The organism is Bradyrhizobium sp. GW821-FHT12B03, from assembly GCF_058807535.1.
In genome coordinates, this window is the sequence record NZ_JBXAQU010000001.1 from 130652 (window position 1) to 148691 (window position 18040).

The 18040-nt window shown below is 65.6% G+C and carries 19 protein-coding genes; 9 read left to right on the forward strand and 10 right to left on the reverse strand.

Translation table 11 applies throughout. The features are described 5' to 3' along the window. Nucleotides 1-644 precede the first annotated feature (644 nt). The gene (locus AC1RUR_RS00710; protein ID WP_492840342.1) at nt 645-929 is read right to left on the reverse strand and encodes a hypothetical protein; all 285 of its coding nucleotides are present in this window, start codon (nt 927-929) and stop codon (nt 645-647) included. 285 nt (nt 930-1214) lie between these two features. Here AC1RUR_RS00710 and AC1RUR_RS00715 point away from each other — a divergent pair, with 285 nt between their 5' ends. Next, nucleotides 1215-1664, forward strand: a complete 450-nt coding sequence (locus tag AC1RUR_RS00715) for a hypothetical protein (protein ID WP_492841554.1) — start codon at nt 1215-1217, stop codon at nt 1662-1664. Nucleotides 1665-1677: 13 nt separating this feature from the next. Here AC1RUR_RS00715 and AC1RUR_RS00720 read toward each other — a convergent pair whose 3' ends face one another. Continuing rightward, a complete protein-coding gene (locus tag AC1RUR_RS00720) occupies nt 1678-2517 on the reverse strand; it encodes a GNAT family N-acetyltransferase (RefSeq protein ID WP_492840344.1) in 840 nt (279 codons plus the stop codon). Between the two features lie 114 nt (nt 2518-2631). Between AC1RUR_RS00720 and AC1RUR_RS00725 the strand changes: the two genes are divergently transcribed. Next, nucleotides 2632-3336 (forward strand): SDR family oxidoreductase, encoded by a 705-nt coding sequence (locus AC1RUR_RS00725; protein ID WP_492840346.1) that lies wholly within the window; start codon nt 2632-2634, stop codon nt 3334-3336. A 270-nt stretch (nt 3337-3606) separates the two neighbouring features. Continuing rightward, on the forward strand, nt 3607-4440 hold the full coding sequence (locus tag AC1RUR_RS00730) for an outer membrane protein (protein ID WP_492840348.1): 834 nt from the start codon (nt 3607-3609) through the stop codon (nt 4438-4440). 65 nt (nt 4441-4505) lie between these two features. On the opposite strand, the gene AC1RUR_RS00735 is transcribed toward AC1RUR_RS00730, so the two are convergent. Further along, nucleotides 4506-5567: a serine hydrolase gene (locus AC1RUR_RS00735; protein ID WP_492840350.1), complete on the reverse strand. Its 1062-nt coding sequence runs from the start codon at nt 5565-5567 to the stop codon at nt 4506-4508. A gap of 281 nt (nt 5568-5848) precedes the next feature. On the opposite strand from AC1RUR_RS00735, the gene AC1RUR_RS00740 reads away from it, so the two are divergent. The 3 genes from AC1RUR_RS00740 (at nt 5849) to AC1RUR_RS00750 (ending at nt 7776) form a co-directional block, all read left to right on the forward strand. After that, nucleotides 5849-6235 (forward strand): ArsR/SmtB family transcription factor, encoded by a 387-nt coding sequence (locus AC1RUR_RS00740; protein WP_492840352.1) that lies wholly within the window; start codon nt 5849-5851, stop codon nt 6233-6235. Between the two features lie 2 nt (nt 6236-6237). Beyond that, nucleotides 6238-6729, forward strand: a complete 492-nt coding sequence (locus tag AC1RUR_RS00745) for an SRPBCC family protein (protein ID WP_492840354.1) — start codon at nt 6238-6240, stop codon at nt 6727-6729. Between the two features lie 204 nt (nt 6730-6933). Then, nucleotides 6934-7776 (forward strand): hypothetical protein, encoded by an 843-nt coding sequence (locus AC1RUR_RS00750; RefSeq protein ID WP_492840356.1) that lies wholly within the window; start codon nt 6934-6936, stop codon nt 7774-7776. Nucleotides 7777-7781: 5 nt separating this feature from the next. Here the strand turns inward: AC1RUR_RS00750 and AC1RUR_RS00755 are convergent, their stop codons facing one another. Both AC1RUR_RS00755 and AC1RUR_RS00760 read right to left on the reverse strand, forming a co-directional pair. Then, the gene (locus tag AC1RUR_RS00755) at nt 7782-8444 is read right to left on the reverse strand and encodes a response regulator (protein WP_492840358.1); all 663 of its coding nucleotides are present in this window, start codon (nt 8442-8444) and stop codon (nt 7782-7784) included. Next, nucleotides 8441-9823: a sensor histidine kinase gene (locus AC1RUR_RS00760; RefSeq protein ID WP_492840360.1), complete on the reverse strand. Its 1383-nt coding sequence runs from the start codon at nt 9821-9823 to the stop codon at nt 8441-8443. Before AC1RUR_RS00760 ends, AC1RUR_RS00755 begins: the two co-directional genes overlap by 4 nt. 190 nt (nt 9824-10013) lie before the next feature. Between AC1RUR_RS00760 and AC1RUR_RS00765 the strand changes: the two genes are divergently transcribed. After that, nucleotides 10014-10877, forward strand: a complete 864-nt coding sequence (locus AC1RUR_RS00765; protein ID WP_492840362.1) for a DUF3280 domain-containing protein — start codon at nt 10014-10016, stop codon at nt 10875-10877. Nucleotides 10878-10925: 48 nt separating this feature from the next. Here AC1RUR_RS00765 and AC1RUR_RS00770 read toward each other — a convergent pair whose 3' ends face one another. Genes AC1RUR_RS00770 through AC1RUR_RS00780 form a run of 3 tightly spaced genes read right to left on the reverse strand, consistent with a single transcriptional unit; the run spans nt 10926 to nt 13965 of the window. Continuing rightward, a complete protein-coding gene (locus tag AC1RUR_RS00770) occupies nt 10926-11957 on the reverse strand; it encodes an L-idonate 5-dehydrogenase (protein ID WP_492840364.1) in 1032 nt (343 codons plus the stop codon). A 28-nt stretch (nt 11958-11985) separates the two neighbouring features. Then, complete coding sequence (locus AC1RUR_RS00775; RefSeq protein ID WP_492840366.1) at nt 11986-12753, reverse strand: SDR family oxidoreductase; 768 nt, start codon at nt 12751-12753, stop codon at nt 11986-11988. A gap of 12 nt (nt 12754-12765) precedes the next feature. After that, complete coding sequence (locus AC1RUR_RS00780; protein WP_492840368.1) at nt 12766-13965, reverse strand: mandelate racemase/muconate lactonizing enzyme family protein; 1200 nt, start codon at nt 13963-13965, stop codon at nt 12766-12768. 177 nt (nt 13966-14142) lie between these two features. Between AC1RUR_RS00780 and AC1RUR_RS00785 the strand changes: the two genes are divergently transcribed. Then, nucleotides 14143-14910 carry a GntR family transcriptional regulator gene (locus tag AC1RUR_RS00785; RefSeq protein WP_492840370.1) on the forward strand — a complete coding sequence of 256 codons (768 nt, stop codon included), beginning with the start codon at nt 14143-14145 and terminating at the stop codon, nt 14908-14910. 25 nt (nt 14911-14935) lie between these two features. Further along, nucleotides 14936-16300, forward strand: coding sequence for an MFS transporter (locus AC1RUR_RS00790; protein WP_492840372.1), 1365 nt, complete (start codon nt 14936-14938; stop codon nt 16298-16300). A 54-nt stretch (nt 16301-16354) separates the two neighbouring features. On the opposite strand, the gene AC1RUR_RS00795 is transcribed toward AC1RUR_RS00790, so the two are convergent. Both AC1RUR_RS00795 and AC1RUR_RS00800 read right to left on the reverse strand, forming a co-directional pair. Continuing rightward, nucleotides 16355-16591 carry a hypothetical protein gene (locus AC1RUR_RS00795; RefSeq protein ID WP_492840374.1) on the reverse strand — a complete coding sequence of 79 codons (237 nt, stop codon included), beginning with the start codon at nt 16589-16591 and terminating at the stop codon, nt 16355-16357. 111 nt (nt 16592-16702) lie between these two features. Continuing rightward, nucleotides 16703-17962: an arsenic transporter gene (locus tag AC1RUR_RS00800; RefSeq protein WP_492840376.1), complete on the reverse strand. Its 1260-nt coding sequence runs from the start codon at nt 17960-17962 to the stop codon at nt 16703-16705. Nucleotides 17963-18040 lie beyond the last annotated feature (78 nt).

Genomic DNA, 18040 nt, shown 5'->3' on the forward strand with positions numbered 1-18040 from the left:
TTGTTTCGCCCGAGATTTGCTTTGTCGTCTGACCCTCATCGATGGAAGAGGGTGCAGGGAAGACCGGGAGCCGGTTGGCTCCCATCGACCGCCATGCCAAGAGCAGCTTGCGCATGCTTCATGCACAGCGGAGAACAGGGCAACCGGAGACATCCCGGCCTTCCCTGCGCAGTGGTTTGACGGCTTATGTCGTGCTCTCCCCGGGGAGCGGTGCACTATTGCCCCCGTCGCCTTTGCAGATGGCTGATGCGTCTGCCCGGTTGGGCTGCCACATCACCACAAGACTTGACGCACAGACCCCGGGCGTCAGGACCACACGATTTTGCCGTACGCTGATGGCACCGGTCGTGTGCGCGACGGCTTTGCTCACGGTTGCCCGCCCTGCGAAGCCATTCGCGCCGACGCCACTCGCGTCCACCGCCACCCGGCCCGCGTGTCGTGACGATCGCGATGCGCCCCTCTTCCTTGGGCCGGAGTGAGGAATGTCTACCAAAATTCCGAATTCGAATAAAGAGAATTATTTCGATGCCGGTCCCTTGACCCGGGCTTGGGTGTTTTGCCCGGCGGCTGCACAAGGGCTTGTGTTGACGCAGAAAAGGCCCGTCGTCCCTGCAAGGACGACGGGCCTTGTTGCAAGGCTTGCGCTACCAGTTGCGATATCTGCCGGTCAGCGTGCCATTGTTGTTGCCGTCGGGGCCGACATCGCCCTGCGTCGAGCTCGGTGTCGGATGATGGGTGCCGCTCACCGCGCCATACGGCCCGGCGGCATCCGGATAGTACGCGCGCGGCTGAACCGGTTCGTAGGTGGGGGCGGTGCGGTCCCAGCCTGCCCGCGGCCCGTTCCAGTCGTAGCCCTGCGCGGACGCGGCTGCAGTGCCTGCGACGAGCAACGCCGTGATCAGCCCGAAGAGTTTTGACTTGTTTTGCATGCGAGATGCTCCCTGCTTCTTGTCGGGGGCCAACAACTGCAATCCGACAGCGTTCCGGACATGGACAGCCTCAGCCGATCAACTCCGATCAACTACTTATGAATCGGCGTCCTGTGGATCGAAGGGCTTGAAGCCGGCCGGGAATCCCGGGCGTTCTGCCGCACCGGGTTCCCCGTTAATCCCGTGCCTTAACCAATAATTAATTATACGTTTGCGGCTGGGCGACAGCCCGGCCTAGCGTGCGGTGGGGAGCCGCCGAAGCCAAACGAGTTGGTGCGTATCATGATGATGTCCAGATCATTTGGGGCGCTGTTCGCCTCGCTCAGCGCAGCCGCGCTGCTCCTTTCTTCCAGCGACAGTTTTGCAAGGCCCGGCGGCGCCGCGCCGCATGGCGTCGTGGCCACTGCTGCGCCTCCCGGCGCGGTAGCGCGTCCTCCGATTGCGCCGGGCGCCCGGTTCCGCGGCCGCACGCCCTGGGTCTATTGGCCGGGCGGCGGTGGGTTCTACTACGGCGGAGGAAACGACAACCAGCCCTTCGTCGACATCGGACAGCCCGTCTCCAACGACGTGCGCTACACCTACACCTATGACGTCCCCTGGGACTGGACGCATCGCTTCCCGCCCAACGTGGTGCCGTCCGACCGGCCCTACGTGCCGAGCTGCCCGACGGAGCAGGTGACGGTGCCCGGCCGCGGTGGTGGCGAGCACACCGTCAACGTCATGCGCTGCTACTGAGCGGCGCTTTGCACTAACCCAGCTCGAAGCTGGTCACGCCGAAGACGCGGTCGAGCCGCAGCGGTGGGATTGGCCCGGTGTACATCCGCGCCGTCTCGAACACCGGCTTGAGGCCGAGCCCTTCCGCGAGCGCGATGGCCTCGCGATTGACGGCGGGGACATCGAGGAAGACTTCGCCGCCGCCCGCGCTCGCCAGCAAGGCCTGCACGACGGCTTCGGCCGCCGCACGATCGTCGGCGACGAGCGGGCCGATCTTGCAGCCGGTCCGGCACGGACGGATCACGCCCCATGCGGCCAGCTTGCCATCACGCAGCAGCGCGCGGCCGACATGGCCTGATGTCTTGATCCAGGCGCGGAGGAAGGCGCTGCGCGGTGCGGGAAACACCGTGGCGTCGTCGGCTTCAACGAGCGCGAAGGGGATCGTGTCGAGCGCGACGACATCGGCGGGCGGTTTCAGCGCGGCGACGATGCCGCCATAGCGGATATTGGCGTAGGCGAGCTGGAAACCGGACTTTTTATAATTGTCCTGCTGCGCGACGACGCCGTCGAGCCCGATCACGCGGGGACGCGCATGCGCGATCGCCGCGTTCCAGATGCGCAGGCCGTGGCCGGAGCCGCGAAAACTTTCGCGCACGATGTAGAATCCGAGAAAGGCGAAGCGGTCATCGTAATTGACGCAGGAGACGGTCGCGACCGGCTCGCCATCGATCTCGCCGACGAAGAAGCCCTGCGCGTCTGGTATGGCGAAGCAGGCGGCGTCGGACGGGCCCGGATTCCAGCCTTCGGCCGCGGCCCAGTCGACGGCGATGGAGATCTCCTCGGGGCGCAAATTGCGGATCTGCAAATCGCTCATGACGGTTGCTTTCGACGGTGGACCTGCTGGCAAGTCTGGCGCTAGAAGGCCTCATGATAGGCCGGGCCATAACAGACTAAACCTTGGGCTCGCCTCAAGACAGGGATGATCGTCATGGCAGCAGAGAAGGTCGCACTTGTCACCGCCGGTGGCAGCGGCATGGGGGCAGCGGCTGCGCGGCGGCTCGCGGACGACGGATTTCGCGTCGCGATCCTGTCGTCCTCCGGCAAGGGCGAGGCGCTGGCGGCCGAGCTCGGCGGCCTCGGCGTCACCGGTTCCAACACGTCGAATGACGATCTGAAGCGTCTCGTCGATGGAGCGCTTGCCAAGTGGGGACGCATCGACGTGCTCGTCAACAGTGCGGGCCATGGGCCGCGCGCTGCGATCACCGAGATTACCGACGAGCAGTGGCACACCGGGCTCGACACGTATCTCCTCAACGTGATCCGGCCGACCCGGCTGGTGACGCCGGTGATGCAGGCGCAGAAGAGCGGCGCCATCATCAACATCTCGACCGCCTGGGCGTTCGAGCCGAGCGCGATGTTTCCGACCTCGGCGGTGTTCCGCGCAGGGCTTGCCGCCTTCACCAAGATCTTCACCGACACCCATGCCGCCGACAACATCCGCATGAACAACGTGCTGCCGGGCTGGATCGACAGCCTGCCGCAGCAGGACGCGCGACGCGACAGCGTGCCGATGAAGCGCTACGGCAAGGTCGGGGAGATCGCCGCGACGATCTCGTTCCTGGCCTCCGACGGCGCGGCCTATATCACCGGCCAGAACATCCGCGTCGACGGCGGACTGACACGCTCGGTCTGAGCCGGGCGGCTTCGAATCGCGCTCGCGCGGCCTTGTCGTGATGCGACATGGGCGCGCGTGGCGCGCCGTCGATCAAGGATGATGCGTGGCTGCCGGGCCACACTCCTCGTTCGTTCGCACGAGGTGGGGCGCACACTACGTCACAGTCCCTATGAACTTCGTCGCAGCCCAAGACGGCATGAGGCCAGCCGCCTATGCCCGATCTGCGCCGGATGCCTTCCGCCCGCGCATTCGAAACGCGAGCAGATCGCGTGGGGCAAGGAGACTGGAATGAAGACGTTTTTGCTGGCGGTCGCATCGCTTGTGCTCGGCACCGCATCCGTGCAGGCGGCCGACCTGGCGGCGCATTACACCAAGGCGCCGATGATGGCGCCGGCCTACAACTGGACCGGATTCTACGTCGGCGGCAATGTCGGCGGGCAGTGGGGCAGCTCCGATCCCAGCACCTCGACCGTGTTTTCTCCGACCGGCTATTTTGCGGCCAGCAGCATTCCTGCCATAGGCGCCGTCGGCGCCCAGGGCGTCAACAGCTCCAGCGTCACCGGCGGCTTCACCGCCGGCTACAACTGGCAGGTCAACCATGCCGTGCTCGGCCTCGAAGGCGACATCAACTATTTCGGCTTCAAGGGCAGCGCGAGCGGCTCGGCGCTCTATCCCTGTTGCGCCCCGACCGGCTTCACGGTGTCGTCGTCAGTCTCGGCCGACTGGCTCGCAACGATCCGCGGCCGCATCGGCTTCCTCGCCGCTCCGACCTGGCTGCTCTACGCCACGGGCGGCGCGGCCATCGCGGAGGTGAAGGGCAATTTCAACTTCACCGACACGTTCGCGTCGGCGACGGAGTCCGCGGCGATCCGCGACACCCGCGTCGGCTGGACCGTGGGCGCCGGCACCGAATACGCGTTCGGCGGCGGCTGGTCGCTCAAGGCCGAATATCTCTATGTCGATCTCGGCCGCGCCAGCGCGACCAGCACCAACCTTGCTGCCTTCGTGCCGGCCGTCGCATTCCCGAGCAACGTCTACACCCACTCGGTCGACCTCAAGTCGAACATCGTGCGCGTCGGCGTGAACTACAAGTTCGGCGGACCGGTCGTCGCCAGATACTGAGCTCCATCCCGTTCCTGATCTGGCGTGGAAAGCCCCGGCCTGGCCGGGGCTTTCTGTTTTCGAGCTCAGCCGCCGTGCGACGCGACCAGTTGTGCGAGCGCCGGCAGAATCTTGTAGCGGGCGATCTCGTGCGGGTATTCGCCGCGATTGGCCAGCAGCACGATGCCGATCCGCCGCGACGGGATCAGGCCGAGATAGCCGGAGGCGTTGTTGAGGCCGCCCGGCTTGTCGATAACGGTGGCCTCGGGAAGATGCACCGTCTCCCAGGCCATGCCTTGGCCGAATTTCTCGTCGACGCGGAAGGCCTCATGCTGCGTCATTCGCAACGCCTCACGCAAATGCGGATCGACCGAGCGGCCATCGACGCAGGCCGCAACGAAGGTCGAAAGATCCCGCGGCGAAGAGAACATCTGGCCGGTGCCGGGGACATCGAAATAGCTCTGCTGGTTGCCGGGCGGGCCGATCGCGGTGCCCTGATCCGAATAGCCCTGGACCACGCGCTGCATCCAGGCCTTGTCCATGATGGCGCGGTTGTCCTCGCCGCGTTCGGGCACCGAGGTCGCGGTCATGCCCAGCGGCTTGAAGATGCGCTGCTCGAACTGGGTTGCGATCGGCGCGCCGTAACGGCTGTCGAGCACGAGCTGGAGCAGCACATAGCCGGCGTGGCTGTAGATGCGTTGCTTGCCGGGCGCCTCACCAGCTCGCGGTCTCCACGCGTTGAGCATCTCGATGAACTGCGCGCGTGAGAACTGCGCGTTCGGCCAGGGCGGATGGTCGGTCGGCAGCAGCAGTCCCGACGTGTGCGTGACGAGCTCGCCGACGGTGACGCGGCGGATGGTGTCGCCGGTGAGTTCGGGCAGGTATTTCGGCAGGGGATCGTCGAGCCGCAGCTCGCTACGGAGCGCGCCGAGCGCGACCAGCGTCGCCTCGAAAGGCTTGCGCAGCGAGGCGAGGTTGAACAGCGTGTCCGGTGTGACGGGACGCCGGCTGGCGTCGTCGGCAAAGCCGTAGTTGAAGAACTCGACGTGGCGGCCGGCATAGAGCGCGGCGGCGAGGCCGCCCGGCCGGTCCGGCGTTGCGGTCGGCGCAAGCTCGGCGGCGACGATGTCGCGCATCTGCGCGATCATGTCGGAATCCGCGGATGCGCGCCGCGGTCGAAGCGCGATTGCAAGCGGAATGAGCGCAGCCCGGGCGAAGGTTCGCCGGCTGATCGGGGATGAGGTGACAACAGGCGCCACGTGCTCTGATGAATCATGCTTGTGCGCCCCCGGATATCTTTTAGCGGGGAGGGTGCGATGTCCCAATTCACGATTGCGCGTTGTGGGTTCCATCTAGGTTACGCAGCTTTAACTTAGCCAACCGGCTAACAATCGTTGACGTCCGCCATCTGGCGTGTATGGTTAGCTACATGGCTAACCAATTATCCCACCTTGATCAGATCTTCGCGGCTCTTGCCGATCCGACACGGCGGGCGATCGTGATGCGGCTCTGCGGCGGCGAAGCATCCGTCGGCGAGCTCGCGGATCCCTTCGACATGGCGCTGCCGAGCTTCATGAAACACATCCATGTGCTGGAGACGAGCGGGCTCGTTCTGTCGGAGAAATCCGGCCGCGTGCGCACCTGCCGTCTCAGCCCGGACGCGCTCGTCGGTGCAGAGGACTGGTTCCAGCAGCAGCGCGCGATCTGGGAGGCGCGGCTCGACCGGTTCGAGGCTTACGTCATGCAACTGAAGAAAGAGAAGGAGAGGGCGGCCGCCAAGCGGCCGTCCCGTACAACCAAACGGAAAGGTTCTTGACGATGACGAATTCTGCCAACCCCGCTCTGTCGCAATGGTCGCTCGACCGCGAGATCGTGATGTCGCGCGTGATCGACGCGCCGCGCGATCTGGTGTTCGAGGCTTGGTCCGACCCGAAGCATCTGCCGCAATGGTTCGGGCCGAAGGGCTTCAAGGTCGAGACCTTCGAGATCGACGTGCGCGTCGGCGGCGTCTGGCGCTTCAACATGATCGGCCCAGACGGCACGGTCTATCCGAACCGCATGCGCTTCCGCCGTATCGAGCGGCCCTCGCTGATGGAGATGGACCACGGCACCGACCAGGACGACGATCCCGGGATGTTCCGCTTCACGGTCACCTTTGCCGAGCAGAGCAACGGCAAGACGGTGCTGATGATGCGGCAACTGGCCTCGAGCACCGAGCAGCGCGACGGCATGATCGGCTTTGGTGCCGTCGAATACGGCTACCAGACGCTGGACAAGCTCGCGGCGTATGTGGGTGGGATGAAGACATAAGTTCCTCGCATCATTCGGGCCGCCTCAAAAGGGCGGCCCCGGAATGAGCCTGGAAAGGAGTGGAGGGCTGATCGCCTTCGCGAATATGACAGCGCGGAGCGCAATTATGACAGCGCCATAACGTAGATTTTTGTCGCGTCGTGCTGCTGATTTATGACAGAATTACTACCGCTGGATGTCATATCGGTTACGGCGGAGCGATTCATGTTGCAGTGGCAGGCGCGGTCAAATCCCCTGGCGTGGTGGTGGGGGTCCCTGACGCTTGTCAGTGCTGCCAATATTCTCGTCTGGTTCATGCTGTATCGCGAGTTCTACCCGACGGTCGCCGGCAGTGTTGGCGGCGGGTCCGACATCGGGCTGATGTTCCTGCTCTGCGCCGGCTATGTGTTCGGCTGCGCCTTCCGCTCGTTCCTGCCGCGCGCCGACGTGCAGCGCATCTGCCTGTTCGACACCTGGCTCTCCAGCGTCGTGGTCGGCCGTTCGGTCGCGACCGTGGCCGAGCTTTGCTTCGTCGCGCAATGGGCCATCATCCTGCATCAGCTGGGTCAGATGACGGGTGCGGAGACCGCGGTGAACATCGCGCTCGTGATCGTGCCGATCATCATCATCGCGGAGTGCTTCTCCTGGTACGCGGTGGTGACGACCAACTTCCTCTACAACGCGATCGAGAACTCGCTGTGGGCGGTGACCTTTTTCCTCGCCGGCATCGCGCTGTGCCGCCTGATGCCGGAATTCCAGGGCCCGGTGCGCTGGGCGATGATTGCCGGTATCGTCGGCATCGCCTGCTTCCTCGCCTTCCTCGTCACCGTGGACGTGCCGATGTATCTCAGCCGTTGGCGGGCGGGGCATGAAGAAGGCAACAGGTTCCTTGGCTTCCTCGAAGGCCTGCATGACGTCTCGACGCGCTGGGTGGTGACCCACGACATCGCGCATTGGAAGGGCGAGCTGACCTGGATGTTCCTGTATTTCAGCGCCGCGGTGTGGTCGAGCCTGGCGCTGTGCGCGCTCTACGCGATGGAAGGCTATCTGACGCGCTATCTGGCCTGAGCGCTTCAGGCCTCGCCGAGATCGACCTGCGTCAACAACCCCTGGCGCAGCGCCAGCCGGACCAGCTCGATGTCGGAGCCGACGCCGAGCTTGTCCTTGATCAGCGAATGCAGGTTCGCCACCGTCTTCGGACTGACGTGGAGCGTCTCGGCGATCTCCTCCGTCGTGTTCTCGGCCAGCAGCAGCCGCAGCACCTCGAACTCGCGCGGCGTGAGGACGTCGGCAGCCGAGCTCTCGCCGCTGATGCGGCTGAGCGCCAGCTCGTGGTCGATGTCGGGACTGATGGCGATCCTGCCCGCGAGCACGTCCATCACCGCGCGCACCAGCGTCTCCGGCGGGCTCATCTTGGTGACATAGCCCCGCGCACCGGCACGGATCGCCTGCACGGCGAAGCCCGCATTCTGGTGCATGGTGAAGACGAGGATTCTTGCGCCCTTGTCCCATTGCCTGATGCGCCTGACGGCCTCGATGCCGCCGATGCCGGGCATGCTCAGATCCATGATGACGAGGTCGGGCGCCTCGGATTTGAACAGACGATAGGCCTCCGCGCCGTCGGCGGCTTCGGCGATGACGCGCAGGCCCGGCTGCTTCTGGAGCACCGAGCGATAGCCTTCGCGAACGACGGAATGGTCGTCGACCAGCAGGATGGTCGCGTCGGCCGCGCTCATGCCGCCCGCTCCAGCACCGGCCGATCGGCGCTGACAGGGATGGTGACGCGCAGCGCCGTGCCGCCATGCGGTCCGGCCTCGAAGCTCAATCGGCCACGCAGGGCCGCGACGCGCTCGCGCATGCCGAGCAGGCCCATGCCGGATTTCGCGGCGGGATCGCTTGAGCGGCCGTCGTCGTCGATCGCAAGCGCGATCTCGTCGGCACGCCTCGTCAATTCCAGGCTCACCTTGGTTGCGCCGGCATGCTTGGCGGCGTTGGTGAGGGCCTCCTGCACGATGCGGTAGAGGCTGGCGCTGATCGCGGGCGGCAGGGTCTCGAAGGCGCCGTCGAACCGGATCGCATAACGCGTCTCGCCGCGGCTGCGTCCGTTCCAGCCGGCGACCAGGCCTTCGAGGCTGGCGACGAGCCCGAGCTCCTCGACATCGGGCGGACGCAGCCGGAACAGCGTGCCGCGCAGCATCTCCATCATGCCGGTTGCGGTCCGTGCGATGCCGTCGCATTCGGACAGCAGGGACGGGCAGTCCTGCACGGCGGTCTGGCGGGCAGACGAGGCGAGCGCGCGGATGGCGGCCAGCGACTGGCCGAACTCGTCGTGCAGCTCGCGCGCGAGATGGCGGCGCTCCTCGTCCTGGAGCGCGATCAGCTTCCGCGTCAGCTCGGCGCGTTCGGCGAGCGCGGTGTCGAGGCTTTCGGCGAGGTGATTGAAGACGTCGCGAAGGGCCGAGAGCTCGGCGAGCTCGAACGGCGGCAGGCGCGTCGCGAGGTCGCCGGCGGCGATCCGCTCGAGGCCGGTACGGATCATGCGGGTAGGGCGCAGCGCCCGCGCCAGCGCCGCATAGACCAGCGCGCAGAGCAGCGGCAGTGCGATCGCAAGCGCGATCGTCAGGCGGCCGGCCTCGTGCCAGGCCTCCGCGGTCTGCACGGCCGGATCGACCGAGACCACGGTCTCGCCGAGCTTCGTTCCGCGCACGATCACGGGCCGTGCCGCCTCGCGGCCGGGGTCGAACAGGCTGCGATAGAAGGTCGCGAAGGCCTGCGGCGGCGCGTTTGCCGGCGTCGGCGCGCCGCTGCAGAACCGCTGCAGGATGTCGCCGCTCGTGCCTCGGAAGGCCAGGCACAGGCCCGGCGTCATGACGTAGGCCGATACGGGGTCAAGGTTGGGGAAGTCCGAGCGCGGGCTGGCCACCCACTGGACTTTGCCCTGTTGCAGCTCCAGCGACTTCGCCACGATGGCAGCGATACTGTCGATGCGCGCATGCGCCGCGCGGTCAGCCGTGACAAGGAAATAGGCTGATATCACGGCGAAGCAGGCGGCCGATATTGCGGCCACGCGCAACGTCAGACGGACCTTGAGATCGAATCTCGGGCGGTTCCACATCGGCGGGCACCTGGCGCGAACGGGCTTGTCGCCTCCGCATTAAACGGCAGAACGCAAGCGGCGGAAAGCGCTGCGCTTACCGCAGTGCAACGTCGTGAAATTTTCCCGGTGCTTGCCGGGACGGACACGGATGCAAGGCCGTAGGCGACCATCCAGATTTTCGGGCCGCTCCGTCCCACGAGGCCCGCTCATGCACCTGTCCCGGTTGATCTTCTCCACTTTCCTCCTTGTCGTCCTTGCCGCGGCCTGTTCGCCAGCCGGTGCCGACGCCGGCATCGGCGTTGCCATGGACGATTTCAGCTATACCGACACGTCGGCCGAGCCGGCCAACCAGACCGCCGCCCACGAGCGGCGGCTGTCGGCCTTCATGGCCGCGCTCAGACGGGACATCGGCGCGGACGGCCGCTACCGGCCGGTGCCGTCGGTCGAGGACGGCGCGGCGTTCAAGGTGATCGGCGGCATCCAGAAGACCAGCACGCTGGTGCAATGGGCCAAGGTCGCCGTGATCGACGTCGGATCCAGGAGGATCGTGATGGACAAGCTCTACACCTTCCGCGGCGACAACGACGAATCCTGGGAGCGTGCCGAGATGTTCGTCTCGCGCGAGGTCAAGGCGGCGCTGGCTGGGCCCGCACCGATCGCGCTGGCGGTGTTCGAGTTCGAGCTCGAGGACATGACCGCCGCGTCTGCGGGGGCAACGGCGACGTCGGACGCAGCCTATCTCGCCGAGGTCACCGGCAGCGTGCGCGAGGCGCTCGGCCAATCCGGCCGCTATCGCATCGTCGATGTCGGCGGCGAGGCCAAGGCGCGCGCCTTGCGCGATTGCGGGGGCTGCGAGGCGACGATCGCCCAAGGGCTCGGCGCGGACCAATCTCTGATCGGCGTGGTGCGGCGGGTCGGCCGCACCGAATATACGCTGGGCTTCCAGGTTCGCGACGCCAGGAGCGGCGCAGTGCTGGCGCGCGGTGACAGCGGCCTGCGCCTCGGCGCCGACTATTCGTGGAAGCGCGGCGCCGTGCGGCTGGTGAATGAGCGGTTGGTCGAGAGCCGGTAGTGCGGTCCACCTCTCCCTACGGGAGAGGTGGAGCAAGCCTCGCCGCATTTAGAACGTCAGCTGCACCTTCATCGACTGCGCGCGGTCGCTGGCAAGCTCGAAGGCGGCGACCGCGTTCTCGAACGGCATGGTGGCCGTGATCAGCGGCTTGACGTCGATCAGGCCTTCGCCCATCAGCCGCACCGCGAGCTCGAACTCGGGATCGAAGCGGAAGGTGCCGCGGAGCTGCAATTCCTTGGCGACGATGGAATTGATCGGCAGCGTCATCTCGCCGCCGAGGCCGAGCTGCACCAGCGTGGCGCCGGGCCTGAGCACGTCGAGCGCGGTGCGTAGCGCCGCCTGATTGCCGGAGGCTTCGAACAGCGTGTCGAACACGCCCTTGCCGGTGCGCCAGGAATCGAGCGCGGTGGCATTTGTCGCGACGTTGATGGCGTGGGTGGCGCCGAGCTTCCTGGCGACCGCCAGCGGCGCGTCGGCGACATCGGTCACCACGATCTCGGCGGCGCCGCCGAAGCGGGAGACCAGGATCATCAGCGCGCCGATCGGGCCGCAGCCGGTGATCAGCACGCGCTTGCCGAGCAGGGGGCCGGCCTGCTTGCCGGCATGCAGGCACACCGCGAGCGGCTCGGCGACCGCGGCCTCTGCCAGCGACAGCTTGTCGGAGATCGGCACCGCCTGCGTGGCATCGACCGTGATGAACTCGCGAAAGCCGCCCTGGACATGGGGAAAGCGCATCGCGCTGCCGAGGAAGCGCATGTCGAGGCATTGGTTGCGCATGCCTTCCTGGCAATGCAGGCACTGGCCGCACGGCTTGCTCGGATTGACCGCGACGCGCGTGCCCGGCTTGACGCTGGTGACGCCGTCACCGACGGCCGCGACGACACCGGCGATCTCGTGGCCCAGCGCCATCGGCTGCTGGATGCGCACGACGCCGAAACCGCCGTGATGATAGTAATGCAGGTCCGAGCCGCAGATGCCGCCATTGGCGATCTTGACGCGGACCTCGCCCGGGCCGGGTGCCGGATCGGGGTAGCTGTCGATCCGCAGGTCTTTCGGGGCGTGAATGACGACGGCGCGCATGGGCTCGCTCCTCACTATGCTTTGCGGGTCACATCGCGGCGATCATGCCGCCATCGACATAGATGATCTGGCCATTGACATAGGTCGAGGCGTCCGATGCCAGGAAGATCGCGGCGCCCACCAGCTCGTCCGGTCTGCCCCAGCGCTTCGACGGGATGCGGCCCATCAGCCAGGTGTTGAAATCGGTGTTGTTGACCAGCGCCTCGTTCATGTCGGTGAGCATGTAGCCGGGGCCGATCGCATTGGCCTGGATGCCGTGCTGGGCCCATTCCACCGCCATCGAGCGGGTCAGGTTCTTGATGCCGCCCTTGGCTGCTGTGTAGGGCGCGATGGTGGGACGCGCCAGCTCGCTGCCGAGCGAGCCGATATTGATGATCTTGCCGTACTTGCGCGGGATCATGCGCTTGGCGGCCTCGCGGCCGATCACGAAGGCGCTGGTGAGGTTGGTCTCGATCACCTTGCGCCACTCGTCGGTGGTGAACTCGACCAGCGGCTTGCGGTGCTGGATGCCGGCGTTGTTGACGACGATATCGACGGCAATGCCCTTTTTGTCGAAATCGTTGAACGCCGCGACGATCGCCGGCTCGTCGGTGACGTTGAAGGCAGCGCCTTCGGCCTGATGTCCTGCGGCGCGAAACTCGGCGACGGCCTGCTCGACGCGCTTGGGATCGACGCCGTTGATGATCAGCCTGGCGCCGGCCTTGGCCATGCCCTCGGCGATGGCGCGGCCGAGCCCGCGGGAGGAGCCGGTCACGAGTGCGGTGCGGCCGGACAAGTCGAACAGGGCAGTGCTCATCTCAGGAGATCCTCAAGCGTTGGAGCGGCGCACGGTGAGATCAGTGCGGTCGAATACGGCGGGCAGAAGGTCGACGCCAAGGCCGGGTCCTTCCATCGGGAAGACATAGCCGTCCTTGATCACGGGCATCGTGGTGACGAGCTCATTGTACCAGCCCTTGTAGAAGGCGCGCACCGATTCCTGGATCAGCGTGTTGGGCTGGCTGAACGACATGTGGATCGCCGCGATGAAGCCGATCGGGCCGATGCAGTCATGCGGCGCAAAGGGCCGGTGATAGGTCTCGGCCATCGCCGCGATCTTGCGGCCCTCGGTGAGGCCGCCGGTCCAGCACAGATCGGCCATCACCACATGCATGGCGTCGCGGTCGAGCATGTCCTTGTAGGGGAAGCGCGAGCCCAGCGTTTCGCTGGCGCAGACCCAGACGTCGGTCGAGCGGGCGTATTCGGCCAGCGCCTGCGGCGAGTTCATCCGGATCGGGTCTTCGTACCAGGTCGGCTTGTAGGGCTCGAGGGCGCGCGCGATCTGCTTGGCGGTCGGCAGGTTCCAGAGCGAATGGAGCTCGACCATGATCTCCATCTTGTCGCCGACGGCTTTCCGGATCTTCTCGAACGGCTCGATCGCCTTCTTCATCTGCGCAGCGGTGATGTAGAGGCCCTTGTTCTCCTGCGCCGCCGGATCGAACGGCCAGATCTTCATCGCGGAGATACCGCTCTCCAGCAGGCTTTCGGCCAGCGCGTCGGCGTGGTGCATGAAGCCGTCAAGGTCTTCATAGGGACCCTTGGACGCCCCGAGATTCCAGTTGGCAACCGGGCTGATATTGGTGGAGCGGACATATTGCGTGCCGGCGCAGGTGTTGTAGATGCGCTGCTTGTCGCGGCACAGGCCGCCGAGCATCTGGTGCACCGGCTGATTGCAGACCTTGCCGAACAAATCCCACAGCGCGATGTCGATCGCGGAGGCCGCGCGGTATTCGACGCCGGTCGAGGATTGCGCCATCGGCAGGTTCAGCATGTCGCGATGGATGGCTTCGATGTGCAGGGGATTGCGGCCGAGCAGGCGGCCGGCAAACGTGTCGTGGATCTGCGCTTCGACCGCGCCTGCGCCGTAGAAGGTTTCGCCGAGACCGATCATGCCCGTGTCGGTGTGGACGCGCACCCAGATGACGTTGGAAAATTCCTCGGTGCGCAGCGTCTCGATCGACGTGATCTTCACGGCAACAATCCTCCCATCACCGGCGCCTCGCGCCTGACGTCTCATTTTGCACTGCAGCATGCTGCAGGTCGCACGGAAGTCTTACGCCTGCTTGTAATATATCACAACATGTTTTAAGCCAGTCACAAATAAGGCGCCGCCCTGCACGGGACAACGCAGGCCGACGGGGAGGACAACATGGCACGGCGCAAGCGCGCGCTCGAGGTGGTGAGAAACGAGGACGACGGCGAGGGCAGGCCCTCCCGCCGCAACCGTCTCAACTTCTTCGAGCTTGCCTACCAGAAGATCGAGGAGTTGCTCGTTCATTGCGAGCTCAAGCCCGGCCAGTTCATGACGATGCTGGAATTGCAGCAGATCACCGGCTTCGGGCGCACGCCGGTGCATCACGCCGTCAATCGTCTCTCCAACGATACGCTCATCATCATCCGTCCGCGCCATGGCCTGCACATCGCGCCGATCGATCTGGCGCGCGAGCGCATGCTGCTGGCCTTGCGCCGCGACATGGAGCGCTTCGTCGTCCGCCTTGCGGCCGATCGCGCCAGCCTCTCGCATCGCAATCAGGCGCTGCACATCGAGCGTCTGTTGCGCGAACGCCGCGCCACCCTGACCCTCGACGAATTCAACAGCATCGATCGCCGCATCGACGCGCTGGTGCTGGAAGCTGCCGGCGAGCCTTTCCTGGTGCATACGCTGCGGCCCTTGCACACGCTGTACCGCCGCATCGGCTACATCCACCACCGCTTCATGCCGGGACAGGCCGAACTGTCAGGCACGATCGATCGCCACCTCGCCATTCTCAGTGCGGTCGCCGGCCGCCATGTCGAGGACGCCGTGAAGGCGAGCGACGCGCTGATCGACTACATGGACCAGATGTTCACGGGCATGGAGGCAGGGATCGATCCGCGCCTGCTCGATTGCAGCATCGAGCCGCTGCTCGGCGCGTAAGAGAGTTTTGAAGAGAGGACCAAAGATGTCGACGATGGCCATGCCCCAACCGACCGCGAGCGAAGCCGCGGTCCGCTACCTCATCACGAACTACAGTCCCAAGGGGAACAAGGTCGGCTGGCTGATGATGGCCTCGATCCTGGTCGAGGCCTGGGACCTCTATTCGATCGCCTTCGTGCTGATCTTCATCAAGGAGCAGTACAATCCCGATCCGCTGATGCTGGGCCTTGCCGCAGCCGGCACGCAGGGCGGCGCACTCATCGGCGCGCTGCTCGGCGGCTGGCTCTCCGACAAGATCGGCCGCCGCGTGATGTTCCTGGTGACGATGGTGATGTTCATCGTGCTGGCGCTGGCGCAGGCTTTCGTGCCGAACGTTACCTGGCTGATCGTGATCCGATTCCTGCTCGGCATTCCGCTCGGCTCGGATATTTCGACCGGCTACACCTACATCATGGAATCCATGGCCAAGGGTGAGCGCGAGGTCATGGGCAATCGCTGGCAGTTCATGTTCGCCGTCGGCGAAGTGCTGACGATCGGCGTCATCGTGATCTTCCTGCTGCTCGACATCCACCATGAGACGCTGTGGCGCGTGACGCTCGGCCTCGGCGCGCTGCCGGCGCTGATCATCCTGGTGATGCGGCATGACGTGCCGGAGACGGCAGTGTGGCTGGTGCAGAAGGGACGCTACCGCGAGGCCAAGCAGGTCGCGCGCGAGATGTTCAACGACGATCTCGCCATGCTGCCCAACCAGGACGTGGAGGTGCCGAAGGTCTCGACCCGCGCGTTCCTCGCCGATCTCAAGAAGGATCCGATCCGCTGGCGCGCGACGATCTACGGATGGATCGCCTGCTTCGCGCAAGGCAGCGAGTTCTCGACCTTTGCGTTCTATCTCCCGGTGCTGTTCGTCATGGTCGGCGTGTCGAGCGTGCTCGGCATCAATCTGGTGACGATGGCGCTGTTCTCCTTCGCCGCTCTGTCCGGCTGGGTCGGACCGCTGCTGACGCCGAAGATCGGTCACCGCGGCATCGCGATCGCCGGTTTCGGCATCGTGCTGGCCTCGCTGCTGGTCGCCGCTTTTGCGCTCTATACCGACAACAAGATCCTGCTGCCGTTCGCGGCCGCCGCCATGTTGTGGGGCCATTATTGGGATGCGTCGAACTGCATGACGATCCCGACCATGGTCGCCAAGCCGAAGTACCGCGGCACCGCCAGCGGCTTCGCCTACATGTTCGTGAAGCTGCCGTCGTTCCTGGCGATCTTCCTGTTCCCGACAGTGTTCGCCGCCATCGGGCAGGCGAATGCCACGCTGATGGTCGCGATCTTCCCGCTGATCGGATTGCTCGCCGCAATCTTCATCCTGCCGGAAGTCTACGGCTACGAGAACGACTGAAGATGCGAGATAACCCCGGTCGCGGCCGTCATGGCCGCGATCGGGCTTTTCCCGCTACGGGCTCAGGAAGACGGGATCAATCCCGGTGCCATGGCTGAGCAGGCCGATCGCCTGAAGCTGGACGGAATGCAGGTCGATTTCCACGATGGCGAACAGAGCCAGCAGCGCCACGACGGAGACGACGAGCAGGGGATGGGATGTCTCGCCTCGGCTTACGGCCGGCGCCATGAAGCTCTGAATTTCGCGACGCAGGGAAAAGCTCTGCGGCAGCGCTTTTGATTGGATCTGCATGATGAACCTTCCTTGCCGCGGCATGTTTTAATCGCGCGACAAGTGAACTCTAGCGGTGGTTACACCGCCGGCATTGATGCACCGCAAACAACCGAACCTAATTGGCCGCGACTACCTGATCGCCGCAGCCAGCGCGGCGATCAAAGCGGGCGGCGTCACCAATAGGCCGAGCTTGAGGAACGGCCAGGCGCCGACCTCGATCTTCTCCCGCCGCAGCGCGACCAGCCATAGGATGGTGGCGAGGGATCCCGTTACCGACAGGTTGGGGCCGAGGTCGACGCCGATCAGGATGGCGCTGACGACGGGCGCGGGCAAATGATCGGCGGCGGCGACCGAGCCTGCGACGAGGCCGACCGGAAGGTTGTTGGCGATGTTGTCGGCGATGGCGGTTGCGATGCCGACGCTCCAGGCGGCCTTCGGCACCGATTGCGCGACGGCCTGGTGCAGCAGTGCGCTGAGCTGCCCGATCACGCCTGTTTTCACCAGCGCTTCCACCATCACGAAGAGCCCGCCGACCAGCGGCAGCACGCTCCACGACACGCCCCTCAGAACGGGCAGCGGCGATTGCCGGCTCAGCAGCAGCACGATCGCGGCCGTCGCCACGCCGCAGATGAAGGTCGGCAGGCCGAGTTGTCTGTCGAGCGCGGAGGCCGTGACCAGCACGATGCCGATCGCGACGATACCGGCCGCGGTCAGCTTGCCGCCGCGGCCGAGCTTCGGATGCGGCACGCTCCGTGCAATCGTCTCCTCCTTCAGCGCGCGATGCTGGGTCAGGCGCAGCACGACATAAGTCAGCAGAATGGAAGCCGCCGAGGGCAGGGCGAACAGGTGCAGCCATTCGGTCAGCTGCGGCATGCGCGCGCCGAACACGACGAGGTTGGCCGGATTGGAGATCGGCAGCACGAAGCTTGCGGCATTCGCGATGAAGGCGCAGACGAACAGATAAGGCAGCGGCTTGGCGCCGGCGGCGCGCGTCGCGGCATAGACGGCGGGTGTCAGCACGATCGCGGTGGCGTCGTTCGAGAGCAGCACGGTGACAAGGGTGCCGACGAGATAGATCAACAGGAACAGCCGCTGTGGCGAGCCGTCTGCATATTCCACCGCGAGCGCGGCGAGATAGTCGAACAAGCCTTCGAGCCGCGCCAGTTCGGCGATCAGCATCATGCCGATCAGGAAGAGATAGACGTCGACACCCTTCTCGATGCCGACAAGCGCATCCTGCCACGGCAGGAAGCCGAGCAGCACGAGGGCGCCGGCGCCGATCACGGCCCAGATCGCCTCGGGCAGGGCCAGGGGGCGGATGATGACGCCTGCGGTCGCGGCGACGATGATGCTCCAGGCCCAGATGGCGTCAGACGGCGCGGTCGGCACGTTCGGTCCTCGTTGCCTTTGATTGTTCCGCAGCGGTAGCCGAAGCCGACGGCGCTGTCTTCCCCTGAAGGCGAGGCC